The 23,997-nt window shown below is 55.5% G+C and carries 20 protein-coding genes and 3 pseudogenes; 16 read left to right on the top strand and 7 right to left on the bottom strand.

The window, feature by feature from the left end; translation table 11 throughout:
- Positions 1–19: 19 nt before the first annotated feature.
- Complete coding sequence (gene lpdA, locus ABMV07_RS01795; RefSeq protein WP_004566447.1) at positions 20–1,429, bottom strand: dihydrolipoyl dehydrogenase; 1,410 nt, start codon at positions 1,427–1,429, stop codon at positions 20–22.
- 466 nt (positions 1,430–1,895) lie between these two features.
- On the opposite strand from lpdA, the gene ABMV07_RS01790 reads away from it, so the two are divergent.
- The 6 genes from ABMV07_RS01790 (at position 1,896) to rfbA (ending at position 9,676) form a co-directional block, all read left to right on the top strand.
- Complete coding sequence (locus ABMV07_RS01790; RefSeq protein WP_088266388.1) at positions 1,896–2,963, top strand: alpha/beta hydrolase; 1,068 nt, start codon at positions 1,896–1,898, stop codon at positions 2,961–2,963.
- A gap of 87 nt (positions 2,964–3,050) precedes the next feature.
- On the top strand, positions 3,051–5,045 hold the full coding sequence (locus tag ABMV07_RS01785; RefSeq protein WP_088266387.1) for a prolyl oligopeptidase family serine peptidase: 1,995 nt from the start codon (positions 3,051–3,053) through the stop codon (positions 5,043–5,045).
- Complete coding sequence (locus tag ABMV07_RS01780) at positions 5,042–6,394, top strand: M1 family metallopeptidase (protein ID WP_088266386.1); 1,353 nt, start codon at positions 5,042–5,044, stop codon at positions 6,392–6,394. The genes ABMV07_RS01785 and ABMV07_RS01780 overlap by 4 nt, the downstream gene beginning before the upstream one ends.
- A 20-nt stretch (positions 6,395–6,414) precedes the next feature.
- Positions 6,415–7,407 carry a dTDP-glucose 4,6-dehydratase gene (gene rfbB, locus ABMV07_RS01775; RefSeq protein ID WP_162495038.1) on the top strand — a complete coding sequence of 331 codons (993 nt, stop codon included), beginning with the start codon at positions 6,415–6,417 and terminating at the stop codon, positions 7,405–7,407.
- A 38-nt stretch (positions 7,408–7,445) separates the two neighbouring features.
- Positions 7,446–8,792, top strand: a complete 1,347-nt coding sequence (gene rfbD, locus ABMV07_RS01770; protein WP_197688640.1) for a dTDP-4-dehydrorhamnose reductase — start codon at positions 7,446–7,448, stop codon at positions 8,790–8,792.
- Positions 8,793–8,803: 11 nt separating this feature from the next.
- Entirely contained in the window at positions 8,804–9,676 is an 873-nt protein-coding gene (gene rfbA / locus ABMV07_RS01765; RefSeq protein WP_374064836.1) for a glucose-1-phosphate thymidylyltransferase RfbA, read from the top strand.
- On the opposite strand, the pseudogene ABMV07_RS01760 reads toward rfbA, so the two are convergent.
- A pseudogene (locus tag ABMV07_RS01760) lies at positions 9,640–10,415 on the bottom strand (SGNH/GDSL hydrolase family protein). The gene rfbA and the pseudogene ABMV07_RS01760 sit on opposite strands and share 37 nt — an antisense overlap.
- A 129-nt stretch (positions 10,416–10,544) precedes the next feature.
- Between ABMV07_RS01760 and ABMV07_RS01755 the strand changes: the two are divergent.
- On the top strand, positions 10,545–12,197 hold the full coding sequence (locus tag ABMV07_RS01755; RefSeq protein WP_197691846.1) for an acyl-CoA synthetase: 1,653 nt from the start codon (positions 10,545–10,547) through the stop codon (positions 12,195–12,197).
- Between the two features lie 367 nt (positions 12,198–12,564).
- Here the strand turns inward: ABMV07_RS01755 and ABMV07_RS01750 are convergent, their stop codons facing one another.
- On the bottom strand, positions 12,565–12,693 hold the full coding sequence (locus tag ABMV07_RS01750) for a hypothetical protein (protein ID WP_256270423.1): 129 nt from the start codon (positions 12,691–12,693) through the stop codon (positions 12,565–12,567).
- A 464-nt stretch (positions 12,694–13,157) separates the two neighbouring features.
- Here ABMV07_RS01750 and ABMV07_RS01745 point away from each other — a divergent pair, with 464 nt between their 5' ends.
- The 5 genes from ABMV07_RS01745 to ABMV07_RS01725 all read left to right on the top strand — a co-directional run bounded on the left by ABMV07_RS01745 (position 13,158) and on the right by ABMV07_RS01725 (position 16,419).
- Complete coding sequence (locus tag ABMV07_RS01745; RefSeq protein WP_197691845.1) at positions 13,158–13,721, top strand: IS3 family transposase; 564 nt, start codon at positions 13,158–13,160, stop codon at positions 13,719–13,721.
- Between the two features lie 56 nt (positions 13,722–13,777).
- On the top strand, positions 13,778–13,978 hold the full coding sequence (locus tag ABMV07_RS01740; protein ID WP_085689425.1) for an integrase core domain-containing protein: 201 nt from the start codon (positions 13,778–13,780) through the stop codon (positions 13,976–13,978).
- Between the two features lie 483 nt (positions 13,979–14,461).
- Positions 14,462–14,686, top strand: a complete 225-nt coding sequence (locus ABMV07_RS01735) for a hypothetical protein (protein WP_229254934.1) — start codon at positions 14,462–14,464, stop codon at positions 14,684–14,686.
- 93 nt (positions 14,687–14,779) lie between these two features.
- Entirely contained in the window at positions 14,780–14,971 is a 192-nt protein-coding gene (locus ABMV07_RS01730) for a hypothetical protein (protein WP_234914024.1), read from the top strand.
- Between the two features lie 566 nt (positions 14,972–15,537).
- Positions 15,538–16,419, top strand: coding sequence for a S1 family peptidase (locus ABMV07_RS01725; protein WP_197691844.1), 882 nt, complete (start codon positions 15,538–15,540; stop codon positions 16,417–16,419).
- Positions 16,420–16,467: 48 nt separating this feature from the next.
- Here ABMV07_RS01725 and ABMV07_RS01720 read toward each other — a convergent pair whose 3' ends face one another.
- Positions 16,468–17,166, bottom strand: a complete 699-nt coding sequence (locus tag ABMV07_RS01720) for an alpha-ketoglutarate-dependent dioxygenase AlkB family protein (protein ID WP_197691843.1) — start codon at positions 17,164–17,166, stop codon at positions 16,468–16,470.
- A 176-nt stretch (positions 17,167–17,342) separates the two neighbouring features.
- On the opposite strand from ABMV07_RS01720, the gene ABMV07_RS01715 reads away from it, so the two are divergent.
- The gene (locus ABMV07_RS01715) at positions 17,343–18,500 is read left to right on the top strand and encodes a Fic family protein (protein WP_197689100.1); all 1,158 of its coding nucleotides are present in this window, start codon (positions 17,343–17,345) and stop codon (positions 18,498–18,500) included.
- A 61-nt stretch (positions 18,501–18,561) separates the two neighbouring features.
- Here ABMV07_RS01715 and ABMV07_RS01710 read toward each other — a convergent pair whose 3' ends face one another.
- Positions 18,562–19,296: a M20/M25/M40 family metallo-hydrolase gene (locus ABMV07_RS01710; RefSeq protein WP_281511056.1), complete on the bottom strand. Its 735-nt coding sequence runs from the start codon at positions 19,294–19,296 to the stop codon at positions 18,562–18,564.
- Between the two features lie 146 nt (positions 19,297–19,442).
- A complete protein-coding gene (locus ABMV07_RS01705) occupies positions 19,443–20,792 on the bottom strand; it encodes an IS256-like element IS1132 family transposase (protein ID WP_374063848.1) in 1,350 nt (449 codons plus the stop codon).
- Positions 20,793–20,913: 121 nt separating this feature from the next.
- On the opposite strand from ABMV07_RS01705, the gene ABMV07_RS01700 reads away from it, so the two are divergent.
- The 3 genes and pseudogenes from ABMV07_RS01700 to ABMV07_RS01690 all read left to right on the top strand — a co-directional run.
- Positions 20,914–21,216, top strand: coding sequence for a hypothetical protein (locus tag ABMV07_RS01700; protein ID WP_374064834.1), 303 nt, complete (start codon positions 20,914–20,916; stop codon positions 21,214–21,216).
- Positions 21,216–21,476 (top strand): hypothetical protein, encoded by a 261-nt coding sequence (locus tag ABMV07_RS01695; RefSeq protein ID WP_197691842.1) that lies wholly within the window; start codon positions 21,216–21,218, stop codon positions 21,474–21,476. Before ABMV07_RS01700 ends, ABMV07_RS01695 begins: the two co-directional genes overlap by 1 nt.
- An 85-nt stretch (positions 21,477–21,561) precedes the next feature.
- A pseudogene (locus ABMV07_RS01690) lies at positions 21,562–22,562 on the top strand (IS256 family transposase); the annotation flags it as partial.
- Between the two features lie 33 nt (positions 22,563–22,595).
- Here ABMV07_RS01690 and ABMV07_RS01685 read toward each other — a convergent pair.
- Positions 22,596–23,976: pseudogene (locus ABMV07_RS01685) on the bottom strand (IS3 family transposase).
- Positions 23,977–23,997: the final 21 nt, after the last annotated feature.

The raw sequence follows: 23,997 nt of genomic DNA, 5'->3' as shown, positions 1-23,997 counted from the left end.
AGGAGCATCCTCGTGGTTTTTAGAGGTTGATCATGTGACCCATGATTCCTTCTGCGGCTTCCTTCATTGCCTCAGACAAGGTTGGGTGCGTATGAACATTGCGCCCAATTTCCTCACAGGTGAGGTCGAAACGCTGTGCCAAGGTGAGTTCTGGCAGCAGTTCGGAGACGTTTGCGCCAACCATGTGCGCGCCGACGATCTCGCCAAATTCTGCGTCTGCAACGATCTTGACAAAGCCTGCAGTTTCAGCGAGGCCGGCTGCCTTGCCGTTGGCAGAGAATGGGAAGGTAGCGGTCTTGATCTCGCGGCCTTCGAACTTTGCCTTCGCCTGCTCTTCGGTGTAGCCGAAGGATGCAACCTGTGGGTTACAGAAGGTAGCGCGTGGCATCATCATGTAGTCGCCCAGCTCTTGGGTTTCAGCACCGGCGATAACCTCGGCGGCAACAACACCCTGTGCTTCTGCAACGTGTGCCAGCTGCAGTTTCGCGGTGACGTCGCCAATTGCGTAAATGTGGTCGACGTTGGTGCGCATGAAGTCGTCGATTTCGATAGCGCCGCGCTCGGTGAGCTTCACGCCGGTGTTTTCGAGGCCGTAGCCTTCAACACGTGGTGCGAATCCGATGGACACCATGCAGCGCTCGACGGTGAGGCTGTCTTTCTTGGATCCGTCCTTGGACTCCACCTCGACGGTGACGTTGTCGCCGTTATCGGTGATGGCGGTGGTCTTGTAACCGGTCAGCAGTTTAACGCCGAGCTTCTTGTACTGCTTTGCGATCTCCTTGGACACGTCTGCATCCTCGTTTGGCAGCACGCGGTCCATGAATTCCACGATGGTGATGTCTACACCGTAGTTAGCTAGAACGTAAGCAAACTCCATACCGATAGCGCCGGCTCCCACGATCACCATGGACTTTGGTGCTTCTTCCTTGAGGATCTGCTCTTCGAAGGAAACGATGTTACCGCCGATGGTTACACCTGGCAGGGAACGCACGACGGAACCGGTGGCGATAATGCAGTCATCGAAGGTAACTACCTTGCCGGCATCGTTACCCTCGGTGATCTCGATGGTCTTGGCGTCTTTAAAGGAGCCGAGGCCGTCGATTTCGGTGATCTTGTTCTTCTTCATCAAGTAGTGGACACCCTTGACGATTCCGGAAGATACTTGGCGGGAGCGCTTATGAGCAGCACCGAAGTCAAAGGACACGTCGCCACTAATGCCGAAGGTCTTTGCCTCATGGTTAAAGATGTGTGCTACCTCAGCGTTTTTCAGAAGCGCCTTGGAAGGAATACAACCGACGTTGAGGCAGACACCTCCCCAGTACTGCTTTTCAACGACTGCAACCTTCTTGCCAAGCTGGGCTGCACGGATGGCGGCGACATAGCCACCAGGGCCTGCACCGAGTACTACTACGTCATAATGTTCAGTCACAGTTTCCTAGGATACGTGCATCACATCGAATTGTCGTGCCCTCCGCTCAAATTAAACAAAAAGATGGCCTACCCCGAAGCGTGACTTTCGGGGTAGGCCATTGGTGTTCTGATCTATCAGAAGAATCCCAAGATGTGGGAAACAAAGCTCAGTCCGGAAGAGCCAGAGTGGCTAAGAGCACCGAAAAAGCTGGAGATTGCGAGGATAATCTGATCCATGGGAAGGGGACTCCTTATTTAACTTAGGTAAGTACATTCCACTGCGATGTTACACAAGTAAACCACAGTTCACTCCTGTGACTTTACACTAACTGAGCGCCTCGTCACAGAGCGGGGCACATGCCTTACTTCTTCTATCTTCTTTTCTACCAAGCTGTTAACATTTTCTCCTTAGAAAGCGATGACTCTACTAAGTGCTCGTCGCACAGCTCGCCCCTTTAATCACACAGGAAGTCTTAAAAGTTTCAATGAAATTCCGTCGTTCTCTCGCGGCGCTTTCCATTGCTGCTACATCTGTAGTCGGCGCAATGGTAGCCCCTGCACAAGCAGCTAACCTCAACCCAGACACTGTTCGTGGTCAGGTTGCTCCTGCCACTGTCCATGAAGGTGCAACCCCAGGCCTGAATCCTGCTTGGCGCGAGAAAGCCACCGGCGATCGTGTCGTGGAAATGTGGGCTCACTCCCCTTCCATGAACCGCGATGTGCCATTGGTTGTTTTGAAGGCAGCTAACCCAGGCCGTCCTACCATCTACCTGCTCAACGGTGGCGATGGTGGCGAGGGTAGCGCTAACTGGGTCATGCAGACCAAGGCTTTGGACTTCTACCGCGATAAAGACGTCAACGTTGTTATCCCTATGGCCGGTAAGTTCTCCTACTACACCGACTGGGTATCTGAGGCGCCTTCCCTCGGCGGCAAGCAGAACTGGGAAACCTTCTTGACCAAGGAGCTCCCAGGACCAATCGAGCGCCGCCTTGGTGCTTCTAACAAGCGCGCTATTGCCGGCTTGTCCATGTCTGCTACCAGCGCTTTGGTGCTGGCTGAGCACGCACAGGGCTTCTACGACGCTACCGGTTCCTTCTCCGGTTGTGCTGCAACCTCCAGCCCGCTGACCTACCACTTCCTGCGCCTGACCTTGGAGCGCGGTGGCGCTACCCCTGAGCAGATGTGGGGCCCACAGGGCAGCGAGGTCAACCGTTACAACGATGCTCTGATCAACGCTGAGCGTCTGCGCGGCACTGAGGTGTATGTGTCCAACAACTCGGGCACCGTCGGCAAGTACGATCTGCCTTCTAGCCCTCGTCTGGCTGGCAACAACCCTGCAACGATCTTTGCTACCAACCTGATCACCTCTACTGAGGGCGGCATCATCGAGGCTGGCACCAACATGTGCACCCACGACCTCAAGGTGAAGATGGATTCGCTGAACATCCCAGCTACCTTCAACTTCCGTAACACTGGCACCCACTCGTGGGGCTACTGGGAAGAGGACATGGTTGCTTCGTGGGAGCTGTTCAACATGGCTTTTAACAAGTAAATCTCTTCGCTTTACTCCCTCGCTGATACGCTTTGAGTGCGTTATCAGCGAGGTTTTTTATTACCCCAAGGAAAGGACACGCCGGCGATGCACCACCCCCCTGTTGAGGAGTTAGAGCTGATCGATTCCCCCGCCGCTCTTGAGTGGGCGCGCGCGTGGTCGCAGGTTACGCAGGAGAGGTGGAGCAACGGTGAACTTCAGCGCAGTATTCATGAGGCGTTGGATACGGACGCGCGTATTCCTTATGTGACGAGACGGGGCGAATATCTGTATAACTTTTGGCGGGATCGCGACCACCCCCGTGGGGTATGGCGACGTACTACGTTGGAGAGTTTTACGAGCGATTCACCACAATGGCAGGTGCTTATCGACGTCGACCGCCTTGCTGGTTCTGAGGAAGAAAGTTGGGTATGGAAGGGCGCGCATGTTCGCCCGCATCATTTTGATCGTGCGTTAATTAGGTTGAGCCGTGGTGGAGCCGACGCGGTGGAAATCCGCGAGTTTGATCTTGATAGTGGCAGTTTTGTTGAAGATCACGCGTTTGCGGTTCCCGAGGCCAAAACTCAGGTGTGCTGGGTGGATCGCGATACTGTGCTGGTGGGAACGGATATGGGGGCCGGCAGTTTGACGGAGTCGGGGTATCCGGCGCGGGTTCATGTGTGGCGGCGTGGCACGAATCTTGCTGAGGCTGAGGAGTTTTTCTGCGGCCTTACCTCGGATTTGGCGGTGTCTGCGTGGGCGGAGACAGCCCCTGGTTTTGAGCGGTTGTTTGTGCGTCGGGCGCTGGATTTTTATCGTTCGCGGACGTTTATTCAGCGTGGTGGTCATTTGCAGATTATTGAGGTGCCGGAGGATTGCACGGTGGTGGTCCATCGTGAGTGGATGTATGTGCTGCCGCGTGAGGAGTACGCCGGTATTGCTTCTGGTGGTGTGGGCGCTATTTTGTTTGAGGATTTCTTGGCGGGTCGCAGGGATTTCTTCACGGTGTTTAGTCCTACGCCACAATCAAGTGTGCAGGATCTTACGTTGACGGCCTCCTATGTGGTGCTCACGATTTTGGAGGATGTGACCAGCCGGATTGAGGTTGTTGATCGCGGGGCTCCGGGGTCGGCATCGCGACGCATCAATGTCGGCGATATGGTTACCGCGCGTGTGGTGGCAGCGGATTCGGAATCTGATGAGCTGTGGTTAGGGGCATCGTCGTTTACGCAACCGGATACGTTGTATCGCGTTGAGCTTGGCCAACACACTACTCCTGAGGGAGTCAAGCAGGCACCTGCGCTGTTTGATGCTTCTCGTATGGAGACGAGGCAGCATTGGGCGACGTCGGCAGATGGCACCAAGATTCCGTATTTTATCGTGGGAGATTTCTCTCAAGGGCCGCGTCCTACGTTGGTGGGCGGCTATGGCGGCTTTGAGGTTTCGCTGGTGCCTGGGTATTCGTCGATACGCGGGCGGGCGTGGCTGAGCAAGGGAAACTATTTTGTACAACCTAATTTGCGCGGTGGTGGCGAGTTTGGTCCGCACTGGCATGAGAGTGTGATTCGGCGTCATCGCGTGAAGATTTATGAGGATCATCAGGCGGTTCTGGAGGATCTGCGGCAGCGCGGGTATGCCTCGCAGATTGCGGTGCGCGGCGGTTCCAATGGTGGGTTGCTCACGTCGGTGGCGTTAACGCATTATCCGGAGGCAATTGATGCTGCGGTGATTCAGGTGCCGCTGACCGACATGTTGCGGTATCACACGTGGTCGGCGGGTGCGTCGTGGATGGCGGAGTATGGGGATCCAGATGATCCTGCGGAGCGGGCGGTATTGGAAAGTTATTCGCCGTTGCACCATGTGGCTGTTCGTGCGCAGGTGGTGTACCCGCCGGCGTTGGTGACTACGTCGACACGCGATGATCGTGTCCACCCCGCTCATGCGCGTTTGTTTGCCCGTGCTTTGGAGGTTGCTGGGCAGGCTGTGGACTATTGGGAGAATTCGGAGGGCGGCCATGCGGGTGCTGCGGATAATGCACAGGTGGCGGCGTCGGAGGCCATGATTTATACGTGGCTGCTTGATGCATTGGGAGGCGCACGGTGAACCGGCTTCGCTCTACACCCATTCCTGGTACGCGGGACTTCTATACGCAGGTGGACTTCAACTTAGGTTTTCATGTGCGGCATTACGACGTCTCCTTGGACTATGTGGTTGCGCCGAATCGTTTGAAGGCTGTGGTCACGCTCTCGATGGATAATTATCAGCCGCTGCGCAGCCTTACGCTGGATCTTTCCGACGCCTTGACGGTGAAGTCGGTGACGGCACAGGGTACGTCGGCGGTGGCCGTACAGGTGCAGAAGTTCCGACACAGCAACCATAAGCTGCGGATTTCTTTTGCCGAAGAGATCCCGGTAGATCAGGAATTTAAGATTACCGTGACTTATTCTGGTAATCCGCGCCCGATTCGGAGCACATGGGGGTTGATCGGTTGGGAGGAGCTGAGCAACGGTTCCTTGGTGGCCAGCCAGCCTAATGGTGCGCGTTCGTGGTTGCCGTGTGATGACACTCCCGATGAAAAGGCGCTGTACACCATGAGCATTACGTGCGATTCGCCATACACGGTGGTGGCTAATGGTGAGTTGTTGGGCACCACGCGGCATGGTTCGCGCACGCAGTGGCGCTATCAAACGCAGCAGCCGATGGCGAGCTATTTGGCAACAGTGCAGGTTGGGCAATATGAGCGCTATGAGCTTGGTGCCGCGGGCGGGGTTCCCGTGATCGCGTATGCTCCGCCGGCGTTGGCGACTGGGATGCGCCATGATTTTGCGGATCAGGCGGCGATGCTAGAGCTGTTTTCTCAGTTGTTTGGCCCCTACCCTTTTGAGCAGTATTCGGTGGTTGTGACCGAGGATGATCTTGAGATTCCGTTGGAGGCTCAGGGGTTGTCTATTTTTGGTGCAAATCATACTGGGGGCACCAAGCAATGGGAACGACTGATTGCCCATGAGTTGGCACATCAGTGGTTTGGTAATTCTTTGGGTCTTGCGCAGTGGGATGATATTTGGCTGAATGAGGGTTTTGCTTGTTATGCGGAGTGGTTATGGTTTGAGCATTCGGCGGGGATTCCGGCGGCGGCGACGGCGGCCCAGCATTATGAACGTTTAGCGCAGCTACCTGCCGATATTGTGGTAGCAGCCCCTGGTGCGCGCGCTATGTTTGATGATCGTGTGTATAAGCGTGGCGCGTTGACGTTGCATGCGCTTCGCACGCTGCTTGGCAGCGCCGCCTTCTTCCGCGCCATTGCACGTTATGTTGCGGCGGGTCGGCATTCTGTTGTGGAACCGGTGGATTTGCGTCGTGAGTTGCTCAAGGAAGTGGATTCTTCGGCGCAGCTGGATGCGTTGTGGCATGCGTGGCTGTATGAGACTGCGTTGCCGGAGTGCCCACGGTAACATCGATGGCTGTGAAACGTATGCTGGTCACCGGCGGCGCCGGTTTTATTGGTTCGAATTTTGTCAGGCGTGTTCTTGCTACCCGTCCGGAGTACCGGGTCACGGTACTAGATAAGCTGACGTATGCCGGCAACGCCGCAAATTTGGATGGCTGTGATGCCGCTTTAGTTGTGGGCGATATTTGTGATGCAACGTTGGTGGATCGTTTGGTAGCCGATGCGGATGTGGTGGTGCATTTCGCTGCGGAATCGCATAACGATAATTCCTTGGTGGATCCTTCGCCGTTTGTTCAAACCAATGTGGTGGGTACGTTTACGTTGTTGGAGGCTGCGCGTCGCCATGATGTGCGCTTCCACCATGTGTCCACGGATGAGGTTTTTGGTGATCTTGAGTTAGATGATCCGAATCGTTTTACCGAGCACACGCCGTACAATCCCTCGTCGCCGTATTCGGCAACGAAGGCCGGATCGGATCATTTGGTGCGGGCATGGGTTCGTTCATTTGGATTGCGTGCAACAATTTCTAATTGCTCCAATAATTATGGCCCCTACCAGCATATTGAGAAGTTTATTCCACGCCAGATCACAAATATTTTAAGCGGACTCACTCCTAAGTTATATGGTACAGGCCAGCAGGTGCGCGACTGGATCCACGTGGACGACCATAATGATGCCGTGATCCGCATTCTAGAAAGCGGTCACATGGGCCAAACTTATATCATCGGCGCAGACAATGATCACGTGAACAATAAAACAGTAATAACACTGATTTGTGAGCTTATGGGCGCAGACGGCTTTGAACATGTTGCCGATCGCCCCGGCCACGATATGCGCTACGCCATGGACTCTTCCACCTTGCGTGCAGAACTCGGCTGGCAGCCACGTTTTACCGATACGGATACCGGCATGCGTGAGGGCCTGCTTCAGACTATCGAGTGGTATCGCACGCACCGCGACTGGTGGGAGCCTCAAAAGGCCGCGGTGGAACAGCGTTATCTAGCCCAAGGGCATTAAAGTTGTGCGCAGATAGCGTTTGATTGAAGGGATAGATTATGCAGGTTCGCCCCACTGCTATTGCCGGTGTTGTTATTGTCGACCTCGATCTCCACGGCGATAATCGTGGATGGTTTAAGGAGAACTGGCAGCGGGAGAAAATGGTGGCGGCGGGTTTGCCGGATTTCCAACCAGTACAAAACAACATTTCTTTCAATGCTGAACGTGGCGTAACGCGTGGTTTACATGCTGAACCGTGGGACAAGTTTGTTTCGGTGTCTCATGGTGAGGTGTTTGGTGCGTGGTGTGACCTGCGCGAGGGTTCTGACACCTTCGGCGAGGTAGTTACCTGCACCATTACCCCTCATATTGCGGTGTTTGTGCCGCGTGGGGTGGCCAATGGTTTTCAGGCGCTGGTAGACAACACGAGTTACACCTACTTGGTCAACGACCATTGGTCGCCGGACGCTACTTATACTGCGGTGAATCTGGACATGATTGATTGGCCGCTTCCTCCCACGGAGATTTCGGAAAAGGATCGTTGCCACCCCCAGCTTGCCGAGGCCGCCCCGATGCCACCACGTCGCATTCTCATCACCGGCGCCCATGGCCAGTTGGGGCGTGCGCTAGACGAGTTGTTACCGGATGCCGAGTTGTGTTCGCATGTGGATTTCGATGTGGTTCATCCTCCGCAGCGCCCGTGGCGTCAGTATGAGGCGATTATTAACTGCGCGGCCTACAACAATGTGGATGCGGCAGAAGATGATCGTGCCCGCGCATGGGAGGTCAATGCTGTTGCCCCAGCAAGGCTGGCCCAGATTGCTACGGAGAATAATCTGACGTTGGTGCATGTCTCGACGGATTTCATTTTCGACGGCACCACGTCCGTGCATGAGGAGACGGAAGCGCCGTCGCCGTTGTCGGTGTACGGGGCGTCGAAGGCGGCGGGTGATATTGCGGCTGCGGTAGCCCCGAAGCATTACGTGGTGCGTACGTCGTGGGTCTTTGGCCAAGGTGGCAACTTTGTGGAAACTATGCGTTCGTTGGCGCAGCGTGGGATTCGCCCCAATGTGATTAGCGACCAGCGTGGTCGGCCAACACATGCGGCTGATTTGGCGGCCGGTATTGTGCATTTGCTGCGCAGCGGCGCAGATTATGGTGTGTACAACCTTTCTAATTCTGGCGATGTGGTCGGCCGCGATGATCTTGCCCGAGCAGTGTTTGAACACTGTGGGGTATCCGGTGAGGCGGTCACGTCTGTTACCACAGCCGAGTACGAGACCCATACAGGCCCGTTGGCTCAGCGCCCCGCGGAGTCGACGTTCAACTTGGACAAGATTGTGGCGACGGGTTTTCAACCGCGCCCATGGCGGGATGCTGTGCGGGATTACTTGGGCACCAAGTAGGCTTAGGATCCATGAAGGGCATCATTCTCGCCGGCGGTTCTGGCACTCGTTTGCACCCCATTACGTTGGGGATTTCTAAGCAGCTTATGCCGATCTACGACAAGCCAATGATCTACTACCCGCTGACCACGTTGATCCAGGCGGGCATTCGCGAGATCTTGATCATCACCACCCCTGAGGACCAAGCGGCGTTTCAACGCCTGCTTGGCGACGGCTCCTCCTGGGGCATTGAGCTTTCCTACGCAGTGCAGCCCCGCCCTGATGGCCTAGCGCAGGCGTTTATTATCGGCCGCGTTTTCATCGGCAACGACAACGTTGCTCTAGCTCTCGGCGATAACATCTTCGACGGCCCCGCCCTTGGTCAAGCACTCAAGGGATGCCATAGCCCTGACGGCGGCACCGTGTTCGCCTATGAGGTTTCCGATCCCAGCCGCTATGGTGTGGTCACCTTTGATGCCACAGGAACCGCATTGTCCATCGAAGAAAAACCCGCCCACCCACGTTCCAACTATGCGGTAGTGGGACTGTATTTCTACGACAACAACGTTGTCCGAATCGCGGAAACAACCACACCCAGCGCACGCGGCGAGCTAGAAATCACCGCCATTAACGACGCCTACCTACAGCAAGGCAAGCTCCATGTGCGCAAACTCGAACGCGGCGACGTGTGGCTCGACACCGGAACCATCGACTCGATGAGCGAAGCCGCCTCCTACGTAGAAGTACTGCAAAAACGCACCGGCATTATCATCGGCTCCCCAGAAGTCGCCGCATGGAAAGCAGGCCTTATCACCGACACCCAGCTAGAAGCACTCGCCCAACCGCTACAAAAATCCGGCTACGGAGACTACCTACTACGCACGATAAGATCCGCAATGGCCTGATGCCCGCGCTCATTCACATGAGCAGGCAGATGCGTAGGCGCACCCGCAACATCCACCACACTGGAAATGTAACGCTGCTCATCGGGCGCACACATGGAATGATCCGCAGTCGCGGAGCGGACGTCGATAAGCTCACTGCCAGTAGCCGCAGCCACCTCGCGCTGAATAAATAAGGCTTGATCCTCCCACGCGGCGATCACCGCCGCAGCCATAGGCCACGCAGGCTGACCTGGCAGCCGCACCAAACAAAGCTGGCCCTGATGGGTGATCTGCGGATACCCCACAATCTGAATACGGGCATTCGGGGCATGCGCGCGGATCCGGTCGATCGCCTCATTCATAGTGGCAACCACCTGCGCCGCGGGGTGCCCGCTCCAGGCATCGTTAAACCCCTGGGTGATCCAGACGCGCCGAGTGTTGGCATCAAGGGCTCCGGTGGCGATGGCCGTATCGATCTGGGCGATAAAAATGGTCCGCCCATGTGAACTTGGGCACCAGCACAGGAGAAGTTGCGGGAATCAAGGCCTAGGCGTTTCGCCGCGATTTCGGCGTAACTGGTCGGTGAATGTGGGCAGTGTGGTTGGCTGCTCAGGCGGCCTGTAATTACTTCTGATACCAGCGGGTCAGCGACGATGGAGTCTCCGAAGATGACGGCGTTGTCGTGCGCGTTACCTGCGTGTGCGGGTGGTGCCGCAAGGAGTCCGAGGAGCGTGGCGCAGAAGGCTGTTAGTAATCGCATAAGAAAGTTTTCTACTTGAAAGTTGTTACCAAAGTTAAAGATGTTATCAAATGGGGCGTAACATCGGGACCACTTCTGCATATAAACCCCTATGTCATACAAAATATCTTTTATAGGAGTCTTCCTTACATGCCCCAGATTGCGCCACTGCTGACAACGCTAACGTCGATGGCACGCCACATGCCCACGATCGCCGCATCAGGGCTTCTCAGTACCGAGGGCAAACCCCTCGCAGCGCTGAGCACTCCAGCCACCATGGCACGATATCGCTTCACCACCGCACGTGAAGTAGAACAAGCAGCCCGCGTCTGCCCCGACCGCATCGCGCTTATCGACGACGACGGCAGCCTCACCTACCAAGAACTACGCGACAACTCCCGCGCCCTAGCCCGCTACTTTTACCAGCTCAATAGCAAGGACCTCCGCATCGGCGTGATGGCCCGCAACGGCCGCGGCAGCATCTACCCACTCACCGCCAAAGGCTACGCAGGCGCCTCCATCTACCTGCTCAACATCGGATCCTCCCGCGAACAACTCGACGGCTGCATCCGCCGCGACGGCATCAACCTGCTCGTCATCGACGAAGAATTCCTGCCACGCCTTCCCGAAGACATCCAGATCCCCGTGATCGTGGCGCACCGCGAGGCCGAACCACACCCCCGCGCTGCGGAATGCCTCGACCTAGAGGAGATCGTCGCAACGCATACCAGCGGAAACCTGCCCGTTTTCCCTCAACATGGCGCCATCGTGCTCATGTCCTCCGGCACCACCGGCATCCCCAAGGGCGTAATGCGCAACGAGCCTAAAGCCCCCACAATCCTGGGCGCTGTACTCAGCGAGATTCCGTTCCGCACCAACATGAACGTCCAGCTCACCGCATCGGTGTTCCACACCTGGGGCTGGGGAATCTTGAACCTGAGCTTCGCTATGCGCTGCACCGTGATCACCCGCCGAATCTTCGACCCCGAGCGCACGCTTCGCGACGTCGAACGCTTCAAGATCCATGCGATGATCTCCTCCCCGATCTTCCTCAAACGCTTCTTCGAAGTCGAAGGCCAAGAAGACATCGACTGCTCCAGCCTCGAATTCATCTTCTCCTCCGGCCACTCCCTATCCCCATGGCTCGTCGAGGCCGTCCACAACCGCTTTGGCAAAATTCTGTGCAACCTCTACGGCAGCACCGAGATCTCCGCAGCAGCCATCGCCAACATGGAAGAAGTAGCTAAAAACCCCACCGTTGCCGGCAAGATCTGCGAAGGCACCACCGTCCGCATTCTCGACGACAACGACCAGCCCGTTCCCGCCGGAACCGTCGGCCGAATCTTCTGCTACAACAACACCACCCTTAACGGCTACACCGACCCCCGCATCCCCATTAAGCGCGTCGGCGAACTCATCCAGATCGGCGACCGCGGCTACCTCGACGAACGCGGCCTGCTGTACGTGCTCGGCCGCACTGACGACATGATCATCGTCGGCGGCGAAAACGTCTTCCCACGGTCCGTAGAAGAAGTCCTCGAACCCATGCCAGGCATCCAAGACCTCTACGCCAGTGGTGTGGACGACGATGAAACCTTCGCCCGAATCGCCGTGTGGATCGTCAAAAGCCCCACCGCCGCAGGCGAGGCGCTGACCGAAAACGCCGTCCGCGACTGGGTACGCACCAAGCTTGCCGACCACTCCATCCCCCGCGATGTGCACTTCATCGACGAACTCCCCCGCAATGCCACCGGCAAAGTAATGCCGCGCATGCTGCCAGGGATTTCCCAACCCACCGCATAAGAAAAAGCCGAGGCCCTAGATCCTCGGCTTTATTGGTTAGCGGCAATTCTTAAACGGCTCTTCTGGTTTTAGAGTGCATTGATTAGTTCGCCGGGGTTCGGGCGTGGCTGGCTTGGCTGGGATTGGCTGGCGTTGGTGGGCGTTGGTGGGCGCGCCACCCCCGCTCACCCCCGAAAAGACGGCACTTCACACCAAATCTGCTCAAACGGCCGGTTTGGAAGCGATTTGGTGTGAAGTGCCGAGAAAAATCCTTCGAAATACCCCCGTTTAGTGGTGCTTCCGGTTTTAGAATGCATTGATTGTGTGTCGGATGTAGGCGAGGATGTCCTTACGGCGCTTGTTCATGGGCTTGCCTAGCTACGCGATCTTAGCGATCCTGGGTGTCTTTCATGCCAACAAGCGGGTCAATAAGCGTGCTCATGGCTTTGTTGGCTGCTTGCTTGTTGGTAGTAGTACTAGGTCTGTTGTAATGGTGCGTAGTCGTTGTCGAAGTCAAACAGTTTTTCAAGCCTCCCACGGGGCTTGTCACCGGCTAGGCGTACAACGTGGAACGGGGTCTATGACTTGGGTATTGAAGTGCCCCAGGTTTTGTTCCGTTTGAGTAGATGGGAAAATCTTCGAACATGCCAAGGAAAATTTGACCAAGATGCCAAAGACCGTGTAGTGCGCCTCGTGGCACACGGCGAGGCAATGGGCGCAAGCCCGCTCGACGTGAAGGACGTTTTACTGAACGGTTGCCTGAGGACCTTGTGGCAGAGGCGCCAAGCTGCGTCGAGAAAATCACCAGCTTCGCGACACCAATGAGTTGTTGAAGGCCGCTTCGGCTTTTTTCGCATCCGAACCAAGCCTAAAACGTTAAGAAACGATTCCGATTCATCGATGAGCATTGGAATCGTTTCTCTGCCTTGTTCATCTGCCAGACGTTAAACACACATCGTGAAGGCGGTTTTCTTAGCTCGCGTGGGTACCGCCAATCCAAGGCGCACGGGCTTAAGTGCCCCTAGTCTTCGCGACGCTGCTCTTGTGGAGCATATTCGTGACGGTCATGCTGACAATTACGGTGTCTACGGGGTGCGGAAGATGTGGCACGCGCTGCGTCGCGAAGGAATCGACATTGGGCGTGAGCACACAGCCCGGCTGATGCGCAGCGCTGGGCTGTCCGGCAAGGGCAAAGGCGGAGCACCAATCACAACTCGTAAGTCTAAGGGCCTGGATCTTCGCCCTGACTTGGTCAATCGTGAATTTAGGGTTCCCGGCCCTCATCGGCTGTGGGTGGCCGACATTACCTATGTGCGCACCAGGAAAGGCTTCATGTACACAGCGTTCGTGACCGATGTATTCTCCTGGAGGATCATCGGGTGGGTGTTGTTGGATTCGATGCGCACTTCAAGCCTTGCCGCTGCAAGCACTAAACCAGGCCATTGTGTGCGCCAAGGAAACGACGGGTTTGATTCACCATTGAGACCACGGCTGACAGTATGTGAGCATTGTCTACAACGAGCGCCTGGAAGAACACGGAATTAGTGCGTTTACCGGCACTGTTGGTGATTCCTATGACAATACTATGGCTGAGAACGTCAATGGCCTCTCACAAGAACGAACTGATCCATAGGCGCTCGTGGGCCGATGTCGTCGACGTGGAAATCGCGACGTTCGAGTGGGTGAATTGGTGGAACGAGTCACGGCTCCACCAGAGTCTGGGCTACCGTACGCCGGCTGAAGTAGAAGCCGAGTTTTGGGAACACCACCCCAGTCAAGGAATAATGGAAATCAAGGCATAAGCCTAGGAACAAAACTCGGGGCACTTCAGTGCGTGGCCACGGCCAGGGGGTCACGGAGGGCAAAGAGGGGAAGAAAAAGATCAATCCGGCACCGAGACGGAGAAGCGGGGCACCGACGGCAGCACGGGGCGAGACGCGCACCGAGGACGCGGAGAACAGGCACTAACGGCACCGAAGATCGACTAGCGCGCCGGTACAGCTGTACGTTCATACGGTGGTACGCCACTCACGACGTAAATACAGACATGTCTAAGAAGTCACGTGTCACTTAAAAAGGTATAGAGCGTTAACTAAACATTGAGAATAGGTATATAAAAGGTTACTTTGAAATGAAGATCAGGTTAACTATCTTGGCATTTTCCTGAAACGGTCACATAAAATCGTCTACCTGTCGCGAGGCTTAGACTCAGTTGATACTCTTGTGATTGGCTAATGGAAAAAGGCCACCAATAAACGGTAGATCACTTTATGAAATGAGAGATCATGAAGAAATTCGGGCTTCTTTCTATTCCGCTCAGCATGGCGTTGATTCTATCTGCAGTTGAATCTCCCGCAAATGCCCAGTCATCTATGTCATCAGTGCCTCAGACCTTAGGGGCAACTTCGAGTCTCGGGATTCCCGATGATGAAGTTGAACAGCTGCTAACTGCAATTGACTCCATTCCAGACGAAGTGCTTGCTGAAGGTGACGAAGCCACAGCCGAATAGGTTCAAGAAAATCTAGCTTCCAAAGAGATTGTGCCCTATATCGCTACTGAAGTAGCATGTGCAGGGGCCATTTTGTGAGCAATTGGATCGACCTTGCTGCCCGTCGCAAAGATCATCAAAATTAAGAAGGCCATCAAAGCTTTAGGTGGTGTAAAAGCTGCTGTTTCTCAGCTAGCACAAAAGGGATTCAACTGGCCCAGCATTCAACAGACCGGAGGAGCGCTTCGTGACTTAGGTGCTGAACTAATCGGCGTGGCCGGGGTTTCTGAATACTGTTTCAACTAAGATACAGCAAAAGTGGAGGCATGAATGGATGTAAATAAACTATACATTATATCTTCAGTGATTATGGCAATTGCGGGAATCGTCGTGCTTTTTAGCCGAAATTTTCTTGCAGCCAGCGCTATGCTTATCGCCTCAGGATTAGCCGCTGACATTTACCGCTTGAGGAATAATATGAGTGGAAATCAACGGTAATTTCAGAAGACTTGCCTACACCTTTAGCTAGCGACCACCATTGGTGGTCGCTAGCTTTTTGATGGCTTAAGGGACATTTGGGCATCCGTGTATCGCACATTAGTCATACAGGAAATCCTCCAAGATTTCGTCCGCATGCCCGACCAGACACTACAGCACCCACATAGCTTCTCGATTGTCTTGCGGAGCGGGAGTAGGTAGCTCACGTGCTACCGCACGGGGAACCGTATATTGCTTATGGTGTGCCCATTACTCACCGTTGGTGCTATGATCCGAACGGAAAAAGTCAGTCGTATTAGTGAATCACCGTTCCGCCGCGCGAGAACGCAGGGCTCCAACAAGCGTGTGGTTCCACAAGATTGCAAGGATGTGTAATGCGGAAAATTGTTGCTCTTGCTGCAGCAAGCTTGCTGGGTATTGCGGGTACCAGCGGTGTTCTTGGTGCGGCGACAGCCACCGCACTGACAAATGGCACGCCCGTCTCCCCTGTGGACGATACCGCTGCCGAAGGCGTGGTTCAAGTGGCTAGTTGTACTGGCACCGTGGTTGCTTCTCAGTGGGTGCTGACCGCCCAGCATTGCGTCGAGGTGCCCAATTTGCAGCGGCCGGTCTATGTTGGCACCACCCGCGAGCAGCAACATCGGGAAGAAAATACGTTCACCTCGGATTACGCAGTGTGGGCACCGCACGGCGATGTGGCGTTGGTGCATGTCACCGATGCGCTGCCGCAGCGTCTGGTCCGCGAGGTTCGCCGCGCACCGGTGAGCTTTGGCGAGCAGGGACGCGTGTACGGCTGGGGTGCTGGCACCGGCGAGACGCTGCAGTATGCCCGCGCTGCGGTTGGCAAAACTTCTTCCGGGGTTCGGCCGCAGGGCAACCAGCATGGCGCATTCGTCGTGCAGTATTTGGACGAGGCTAAAGCCGGGCGTGGCGATTCCGGCGGGCCGCTTTTTGTCGACGGTGAGGTTGCCGGGGTGACCTCGTTTAAGGCTCCTCAAGGTGGTGGACGTTTCTCGCTGTTTGCTTCGCTGCATGGGCTAGGCGATTGGATTGCGCAGACCACCGCCGCCCCAGCGCAGCCGAGCACTGACGACGCTCCAGCTGAGACTGCCCCACGCCACAATGGCCCCGTCGCCAAGCCCGAGAACCCGAATTCCAAGAATCAACAGTCCCAGCAACCACGTGGGCCGCTAGCCACGCCAGGCCGTAGCGGTGCTGGTGACGGTGGCTCCAGCCTGGGTCTGTCGTCTTCTTAGCAAGTCTGCATCCACGGTTCCCTAGGCAATCTTTGAGCAAATCCCTGTTTAACGCCCCTGTACGTTCGGCGCCGCAGAAACCTGCCGGATCGTGATGTTAATCCTGCCTTGTTCCAGCCCGCAGCCGTCGGGAAGCGTGGCATCATTCACGCGCACCACCCCGTGATAAGCAAAACGCTTCGGCCCACCGAAAACCACCAGGTCGCCGGAGCACAGAGTCACATCGTCCCAGGGTTGGGTGCGTGATTCGGTGTGTCCCATCCGAAACAGTGCTTCGTCGCCAATCGATACTGAAATGACCGGCGCCCGCGATTCCTCAAATTCATCGACGTGCATGCCCATCCCGGAACCCGGCGGATAGTAGTTGACCAGCACCATCTCTGGCACGAAGGCCTCTACCCACGGGGCTAGTTCTTCGGCAACCTCCGCTGCTGCGCGCAACGCTGCCGGCGCCAACGCAGCTAGGCTGTCTGGCACTGGCGGAACGGTGGTACCCGCAATCTTGTCGACGTACCGGTAACTCGGATAATGCCAGTACCTGCCTAAATGCAGCTGATACACGCTCATTTGCCCGCCGGATTTTAGCGTCGGGCGCAGCATCGCCATCGGAGTATCCGCGTATGTGCGGGCGATCTCGCGGATCTCGCGCACTAGCTCCGCTTGCTTGTCGACGCCCAACCAGCCCGGCAGGTGAGCTACGCCCGGCGCGATGCGCTCACTCGGGCGTGGCAGAGAATCAAACAACATGCTCTCACCGTATCGGCTGCTGTGGGCTGTGTCGACGGGTGGCAACCCACAGCGGGCAGCAACCGCGCGAATCGACAGATGCTCACCCTGGGGCGGGCAGCAACTGCTCAGCGGTCGGCTCCCCGGCGACGAGCGCGCCCCCGATATGTTTACGCAATCGACATTAGAGATGTTTAATGTCGATTTTTCGCCCAAAAATCGACATTACTCACCAATATGTTTATTCTTTCGACATGAGCAGCACCACGTTCGACCCCAACCGTCCTTTCAACGAGCTTCCACCTCTGCCCCCTGCCCAAGTCGTCGAAACCGTTCCGGTGCTCAAAGCGATTATTGCTGCAAAAGAAAAGCTTGCTGAGCTACGCACCGCTTGCCAGCTTATTCCCAATCCGGAGATTCTTACTTCCACGATTCCGTTGCGCGAAGCACGCGCGTCTACAGAAATCGAAAACATCGTAACCACAAACGATGAGCTTTTCCGCGCTGCCTGGAACGTTGACGCAGAGCCGACCCCGGCAACTAAAGAAGCTCTGCGCTATAACGCCGCCTTGCATGCGGGCTTGGAATCGATCGGTCAACGGCCACTATCTGCCAAGACCACGCAAATAGTCTGCGGAACTTTGCAAAGCGATGAACCGCACATTGCGCCGTTTCGCTCTTACCCTGGAACATTCATCGGTAACCCGCATACGCAACAGTGCATCTACACTCCACCTGAAGGGCGAGAAATTATTGAGCAGCACTTATCGCGTTGGGAGCGCTATATCTATAGCGAGCATGACGTTGATTCTTTGGTAAAGATGGCTCTGCTGCATTATCAGTTCGAAGCCATCCACCCGTTTACCGACGGTAACGGACGCACAGGGCGTATCCTCAATGTGCTGTATCTGCTGCAAGAAGCCCTGCTTCCGTTCCCTGTGCTTTATTTATCCGGCTATATCGTGGAGAACAAGGCGCAATATTATCGTTGCTTGAACCGAGTGACAACGGAATCTGCCTGGGAAGATTGGCTTTTGTTTATGATCCGCGGCGTGGAGGTTGCAGCCACCGACGCCGCTACTATGATCGCGGACTTACGTCAGGTACAAGATGAGATCACGGCTGTTATCCGCGATGCGGGCATTATTAGTCCGGCTAAAGAAATGTCTGAAATCACGATGGTACGCCCGTACCTACGCATTCAGGATGTGGAAGACAGCGGACTAGTGAAAAGACAAACGGCTGCAACGTGGCTTAATCATCTGGTTGATATTGGGGTGTTGAGTGAAACTAAGCGAGGCCGTCAGCGCATTTTCATTAACGATGCCGCATTGCGCGTACTCACGCGGGAGTAAGGTCCACGACGACTTTAAGTCTGTCTATGCTTGCCGACGCCGCCGCCAATCAACCCGGTGATCAGCGCAAATACTCACACGCTGCCGAGACCAACGCCCTGGTGCCGGTTTCTAGAGTCGGCTGCAGAACCGGCGCGAATTTCGGGCTGTGGTTCGGGATGCTCACACCTTCTGGCGCCCCACCCAGTAGCCAGAAGCAGTACGGTGTGCCGAAGGCGTCGGCGAGCACGGAGAAATCTTCCGAGGCCGTCAGTGGTTCGATGCGGTGCACATTCTTCTCGCCCAGGTCACGCCCGAAGCTCGCGGTTAACCTGCCGGCCACCACGTTGTCGTTGTCTGTGACCGGGAAGGATTCGTAATAGCGGAACTCCGGCTCCCGCGGCGCACCGGCAGCTGCGGCCTCCCCGCGAGTGATCCGCTCGATCGCCGCGAGGATCCGTGCGCGCACTGCTTCATCGTAGGCGCGCACGTTCAGCTTCAGCCGCGCGGTTTCCGGGATGACGTTCGGGCGCGTGCCAGCTTCCACAACGCCGACGGTGACCACCCCGAATTCGTGTGGGCTCAACTCACGCGCCACGATCGTCTGCAAGCGCTGCACCACGTGCGCTGCCAGCACAATCGGGTCGACGCCCAGGTGTGGCATCGAACCGTGCGAGCCGCGCCCGTGCAGCGTAATCTCCACGTTCACCGCCGTCGACATGAACGGCCCTGGCACCACGCCCACCTGCCCGGCTGGCACTGGGCCGCAGAATACGTGTTGCCCCAGCACCACATCTGGCTTATCGACGCGTTCCACTAGCCCGTCGGTAACCATCGACTTCGAACCGGGCCTTCCTGCCAGCAGATGAACGCTATGTAGCTAAGATGCGCAAGCTACAAAACATTGATGTAGGACCTGACCCTGTTGAGAGTGTCCGATTGTTTGTGTGCGGGGGGCTTGGTTTACAAGTAGTCCGCGAATCGGTCGGGGTAAGCCACGGCTAGTTGGTTGATGGCTTGTTTCCACCCGGTGGCTTTCGCTCCTTCAATATAGCCGTTGCATTCGATGGCGCGCTTGGCTTTCTTCGCTCGCTGGGCAGCGCGCTTGTCCTCGATGTTGCAGATCATCAGCCACAGTGTCTTTAGTGCGGCGGTATCGTTCGGGAACTGGCCGCGGTTGCGGGTGGCTTTCCGCAGCTCAGCATTCAGCGATTCGATCGAATTCGTGGTGTAGAGTACCCGCCGTGCCGCAGGCGGGAACTGCAAAAATGGCACAAACCGGTCCCAGGCGTCGCGCCAGACTTTGACCGATTGCGGGTATTTACGGCCCAGTTCACTGGCCTCGAATGCGTCCAGGGCGGCGCGGGCGGTGTCCTCGGTCGGTGCGGTGTAGACCTCCCGTAGCGCACTTGATACGGGTTTGCGGTCTTGGTAGGACACCCACCTGTTGGCCGCCCGGATCAGGTGCACGATACAGGTCTGCACCATGGAATTCGGCCAGGTTGCCTCCACGGCTTCCGGCAGGCCTTTGAGCCCGTCGCAGCAGACGATGAACACGTCTTGGACCCCACGGTTGGCAAGGTCAGCGCACACGGATGCCCAAAAACTGGCGCCTTCATTGTCTGCGATCCACAATCCCAGGATGTGCTTGATGCCGTCCATGTCGACGCCTACCGCCATGTAGCAAGACTTGTTGACCACGCGGTGGCCATCGCGGATCTTCACTCGCAGCGCGTCGAGGAAGATCACTGGGTAGAACTCGTCGAGCTGGCGGTTTTGCCAGATCATGACCTCTTCTAACACCGCGTCGGTAATGGTGCTGATCGTATCTGGGCTCATATCCACCCCGAGGGTGGTGGCGAGGTGGTGGCAAATATCGCGCACGGTCATCCCACCGGCGTACAGGGAGATGATCATGTCATCAAGCTCCGTCAGACGGCGGGTGCCTTTAGGCAGCATCCGCGGCGTAAACGTGCCAGCTCGATCCCGGGGCATAGTCACATCAAAGGTGCCGTAGCCAGAGTTGACGGTTTTGGTGTACGACCCGTTGCGGTGATTGCCACCATCCGGGGTGCCCAGCTGGGCTTTCGCCGTACGATCAGAGTGCGCGTATCCTAGATGCGCGTCCATTTCAGCCTGCAGACCAGCGTTGATCGATGCCTGCAAAAGACCTTTGACCAGGTCGCTGGCATCATCGGTGGAAGTCGACAACTCGCCGATCAGTTCGGCGATTTCCGGATTTTCCATCAGCTTAGCGCTGATCTCGTTGACCCTGTTCGGGTCATGACCTTTCCTCGGTGACACGGTAGTCATTATCAGTGAAACTCCTTCTGGATCAGAGCCTCACACACAAAACACCTGACACCCTCACCCTGTTTGGTAGACATCTAGATTCTCGGCCGTTCAGGCTAGGAGGAAAGATATTCTACCTACTATGTCTAAGTTCTATTCTGAGCAATTCAAGCGTAACGCCGTTGCTCTCTATGAAAACAATGAGAACTTGTCTCTGGCTGCTGCCGCCGCCGAACTGGGGGGTCAACCGTGCTTCATGACATCAGTGGAAAATAAGAACTCGGCACTGGTAAGAGGACCCGCACGATCGAGACTAAAACCCAAGCAGAAGCAACCTCCGACGCAGAACGTATACGCGCATTGGAAAAAGAAAACGCAAAGCTGCGCGAACAACGAGATAATTGTGCGTAAGGCTACGAAATATTTCGCCGAAGAGACACACTGATGATCCGCTTCCAGTTTGTCGAGGACCACAAGACCGAGTACTCGGTCAAGCGGATGTGCACCGTTTTAAAGCTCACACGTTCATCGTTTTATACATGGAAAGCCACACAAGCCCGCCACACATCACGTATCTACGCAGACGGTGTACTTAGAGCCCGTATTGCCGCAGTCTTTGCTGAAGAAGACGAACTGTATGGCGCACAACGCATCACTGCTTCACGGTTGCGTCCGCTAGTGTGGTGTATCTGTAACCCGTTGTAAGCCTCGTGCCGGTGCACAATAAGGCGACCACCGCGGGTACCTTTCGAATCAACTCTTACCTATCCTCGAAAGGAATGTAACCGCGATGACCACTAACCCTCATCATATCGACCCGACCGCGTATCTGGAAGAATTACTCACCCAGGCCTCCCCAGACTTGATGCGCCAGATGCTCACAAACTTCATCAACCAGATCCTCTCGACTCAAGCAGATAGTGTGTGCGGCACTGACTACGCCACGGTATCTCCCCAACGGACTAATACCCGCAATGGCCACCGTCCCTTAGACACCAGGGTAGGAAGCATTGACGTTGCTATCCCGAAGCTACGTCACGGCGCATTCTTTCCCGACTAGCTCTTAGAAAGACGCACCCAGACCGAAAGAGCCCTGACTACCGTGATAGCCACGTGTTATCTCAAAAGAGGTCTCCACTAGACGCATGAATGATTTGGTGGCCACGCTGGGCATTAACAATCTGTCGAAAACACAAGTGTCTGACATGGCCAAAGAACTCGACGAGATGGTCGCTGATTTTAAAGCCCGCCCACTGGATTCAAGGCCGTATTACTACCTGTCCTGTGACGCGTTGACAATGAAAGTCCGCGAAGGCGGACGAGTCGTTAAAACCAGTGTGCTTATCGCTACCGGCGTTAACAAAGACGGCTACCGTGAACTACTGGGCATACAGATTGCTACATCAAAATCCGTGGAATCATGGACCGGATTCTTCCAAGACCTCAAAGCCCGTGGTCTTGGCGAAGTCTATCTCGTCACCAGCGATGCGCACCTAGGAATCCAAGCTGGCTGTTGGTCAAGTACTACCTACAGCCAGCTGGCAACGTTGCCGGACACATTTTGCTAAGAACCTGTCCTCAAAAGTGTCAAAACGCCAGTGGACAACACTATCGGGAATGTTTCACTCCATCTTCTAGCAAACCGACGCGCAAGCTACCTGGGACCAAGCCCGCTAGGTCGTAGATTTCTGCACCGAGCGTTTTCCCGACGCAGCCGACTACCTGGAAGAATCATTAGATGAGATACTCGCGTTTACAGCCACGCCCAAAGCTGTATGGACGAAGGTATGGGGAATGCGGACGTTTTGTTAGACACTTTCAACCTCACGCTACCGCAGCCATGCGATAACGCGCGATACTCATACCATTGAGACTAACTTTAATGCGATGATTGTTATAAAACTCGATATAAGCAGCAATGGCATCGTCAAGCTCTTGGATTGTCTGCCACCTCTTGCCGTAATACATCTCATTTTTCATCCGCCCGAAAAACCCCTCGCATGCCGCATTGTCAGGACTACACCCCTTTTTCGACATCGAACGAACGATGCCATATTTCGCAGTCAGACTATGCCAACTCCGACCACGGTAATGCACACCACGATCTGAATGAATCACTAATGAACCATCCGGTGGAAGACCCTCAGCATCAATAGCGGCCTGCAGCGTAGATTCTGCTAACTCCATAGTGGGATTCACACTCGTCTTAGCAGCAACGACTTTGCCATCGAAACAATCAATAATCACAGACAAATACACCCGCCCCTCATTCGCAGCGAAAACACTAATATCAGTCAGCCACAACGTATTCGCAGCAGTGGCATGAAAACAACGGTTGACCAGGTTCGGTGGAGCCGGAGAAATTTCTCCTTGATAACTGGAATATTTCACCTTCCGCTTCGGAAACCGCACCGTAATTGCTTCTTCGCGCATGAGCCTGCGAACTACTTTTTCACTGATAGTTATGCCTAAATGTCGTAATTGCCACCAGATACGGCGATAACCATAGGTATTATGTGAATCAGAACTGATGCGGTGCACCGTGCTGCGAATAGCTGCGTGCTTATCAGGCATGCGTCGTTTTTTCAGGTGGTAATAGAAACTGGATGCAGCAAGACCACTAGCAGCGAGCAGCATTGCTAATGGAAACGTGCTACGCAAAGCGTCAACCACGTCGGTTTTGTGCTTATTACTCAGCTGACCGGGGATGACGCTTACGTCTTTTTTTTATAATTTCCAGCTCCTTTTCCAACACGGCTTTTTCTACCAGCAGCGTGGCCATCTGCTGTTTTAACTGTGTTGGATTATCCGGCAATGATTTTTCTAGTGCTGCTTTAGTAGGGATGCGGCCATGGCCTGCGCGTTCTTTTTTCGACATCAAGCCCCATTGTCCTTCCTCACGGTAGCGTTGCGCCCAAGCATAGACGCTGGCGTGAGTGTGCAGGCAGCATTCCTGGGCAATATCAGCTGGTCGCCAACCATTGTGGAAAAGTTCTACTGCGCGAAGTTTGACTTCGTATGGGTAGTGGGTCAGGGTTTTGGCTTGTTTACGTGGTTGTGGTGGGGTTTTGGGCTCGCGTAGCCATTTATACAGGGTCCATCTGCCTGGGTAGCCGAGTTCGCGGACTGTTTTAGTCACTGATTGTGTGCGTTTGTAGACCCGCAGTGCTGTGCGCTTCTGCGTGTTGGTGTAGGAACGGTTCATAAGAGGGTGTCAGGTGTTTTG

This window comes from Corynebacterium belfantii (genome assembly GCF_041898185.1).
GTDB classification, from domain to species: domain Bacteria; phylum Actinomycetota; class Actinomycetes; order Mycobacteriales; family Mycobacteriaceae; genus Corynebacterium; species Corynebacterium belfantii.
Note: the sequence above shows the minus strand (reverse complement) of the source record. Positions and strands in the feature narration are given on the sequence as shown.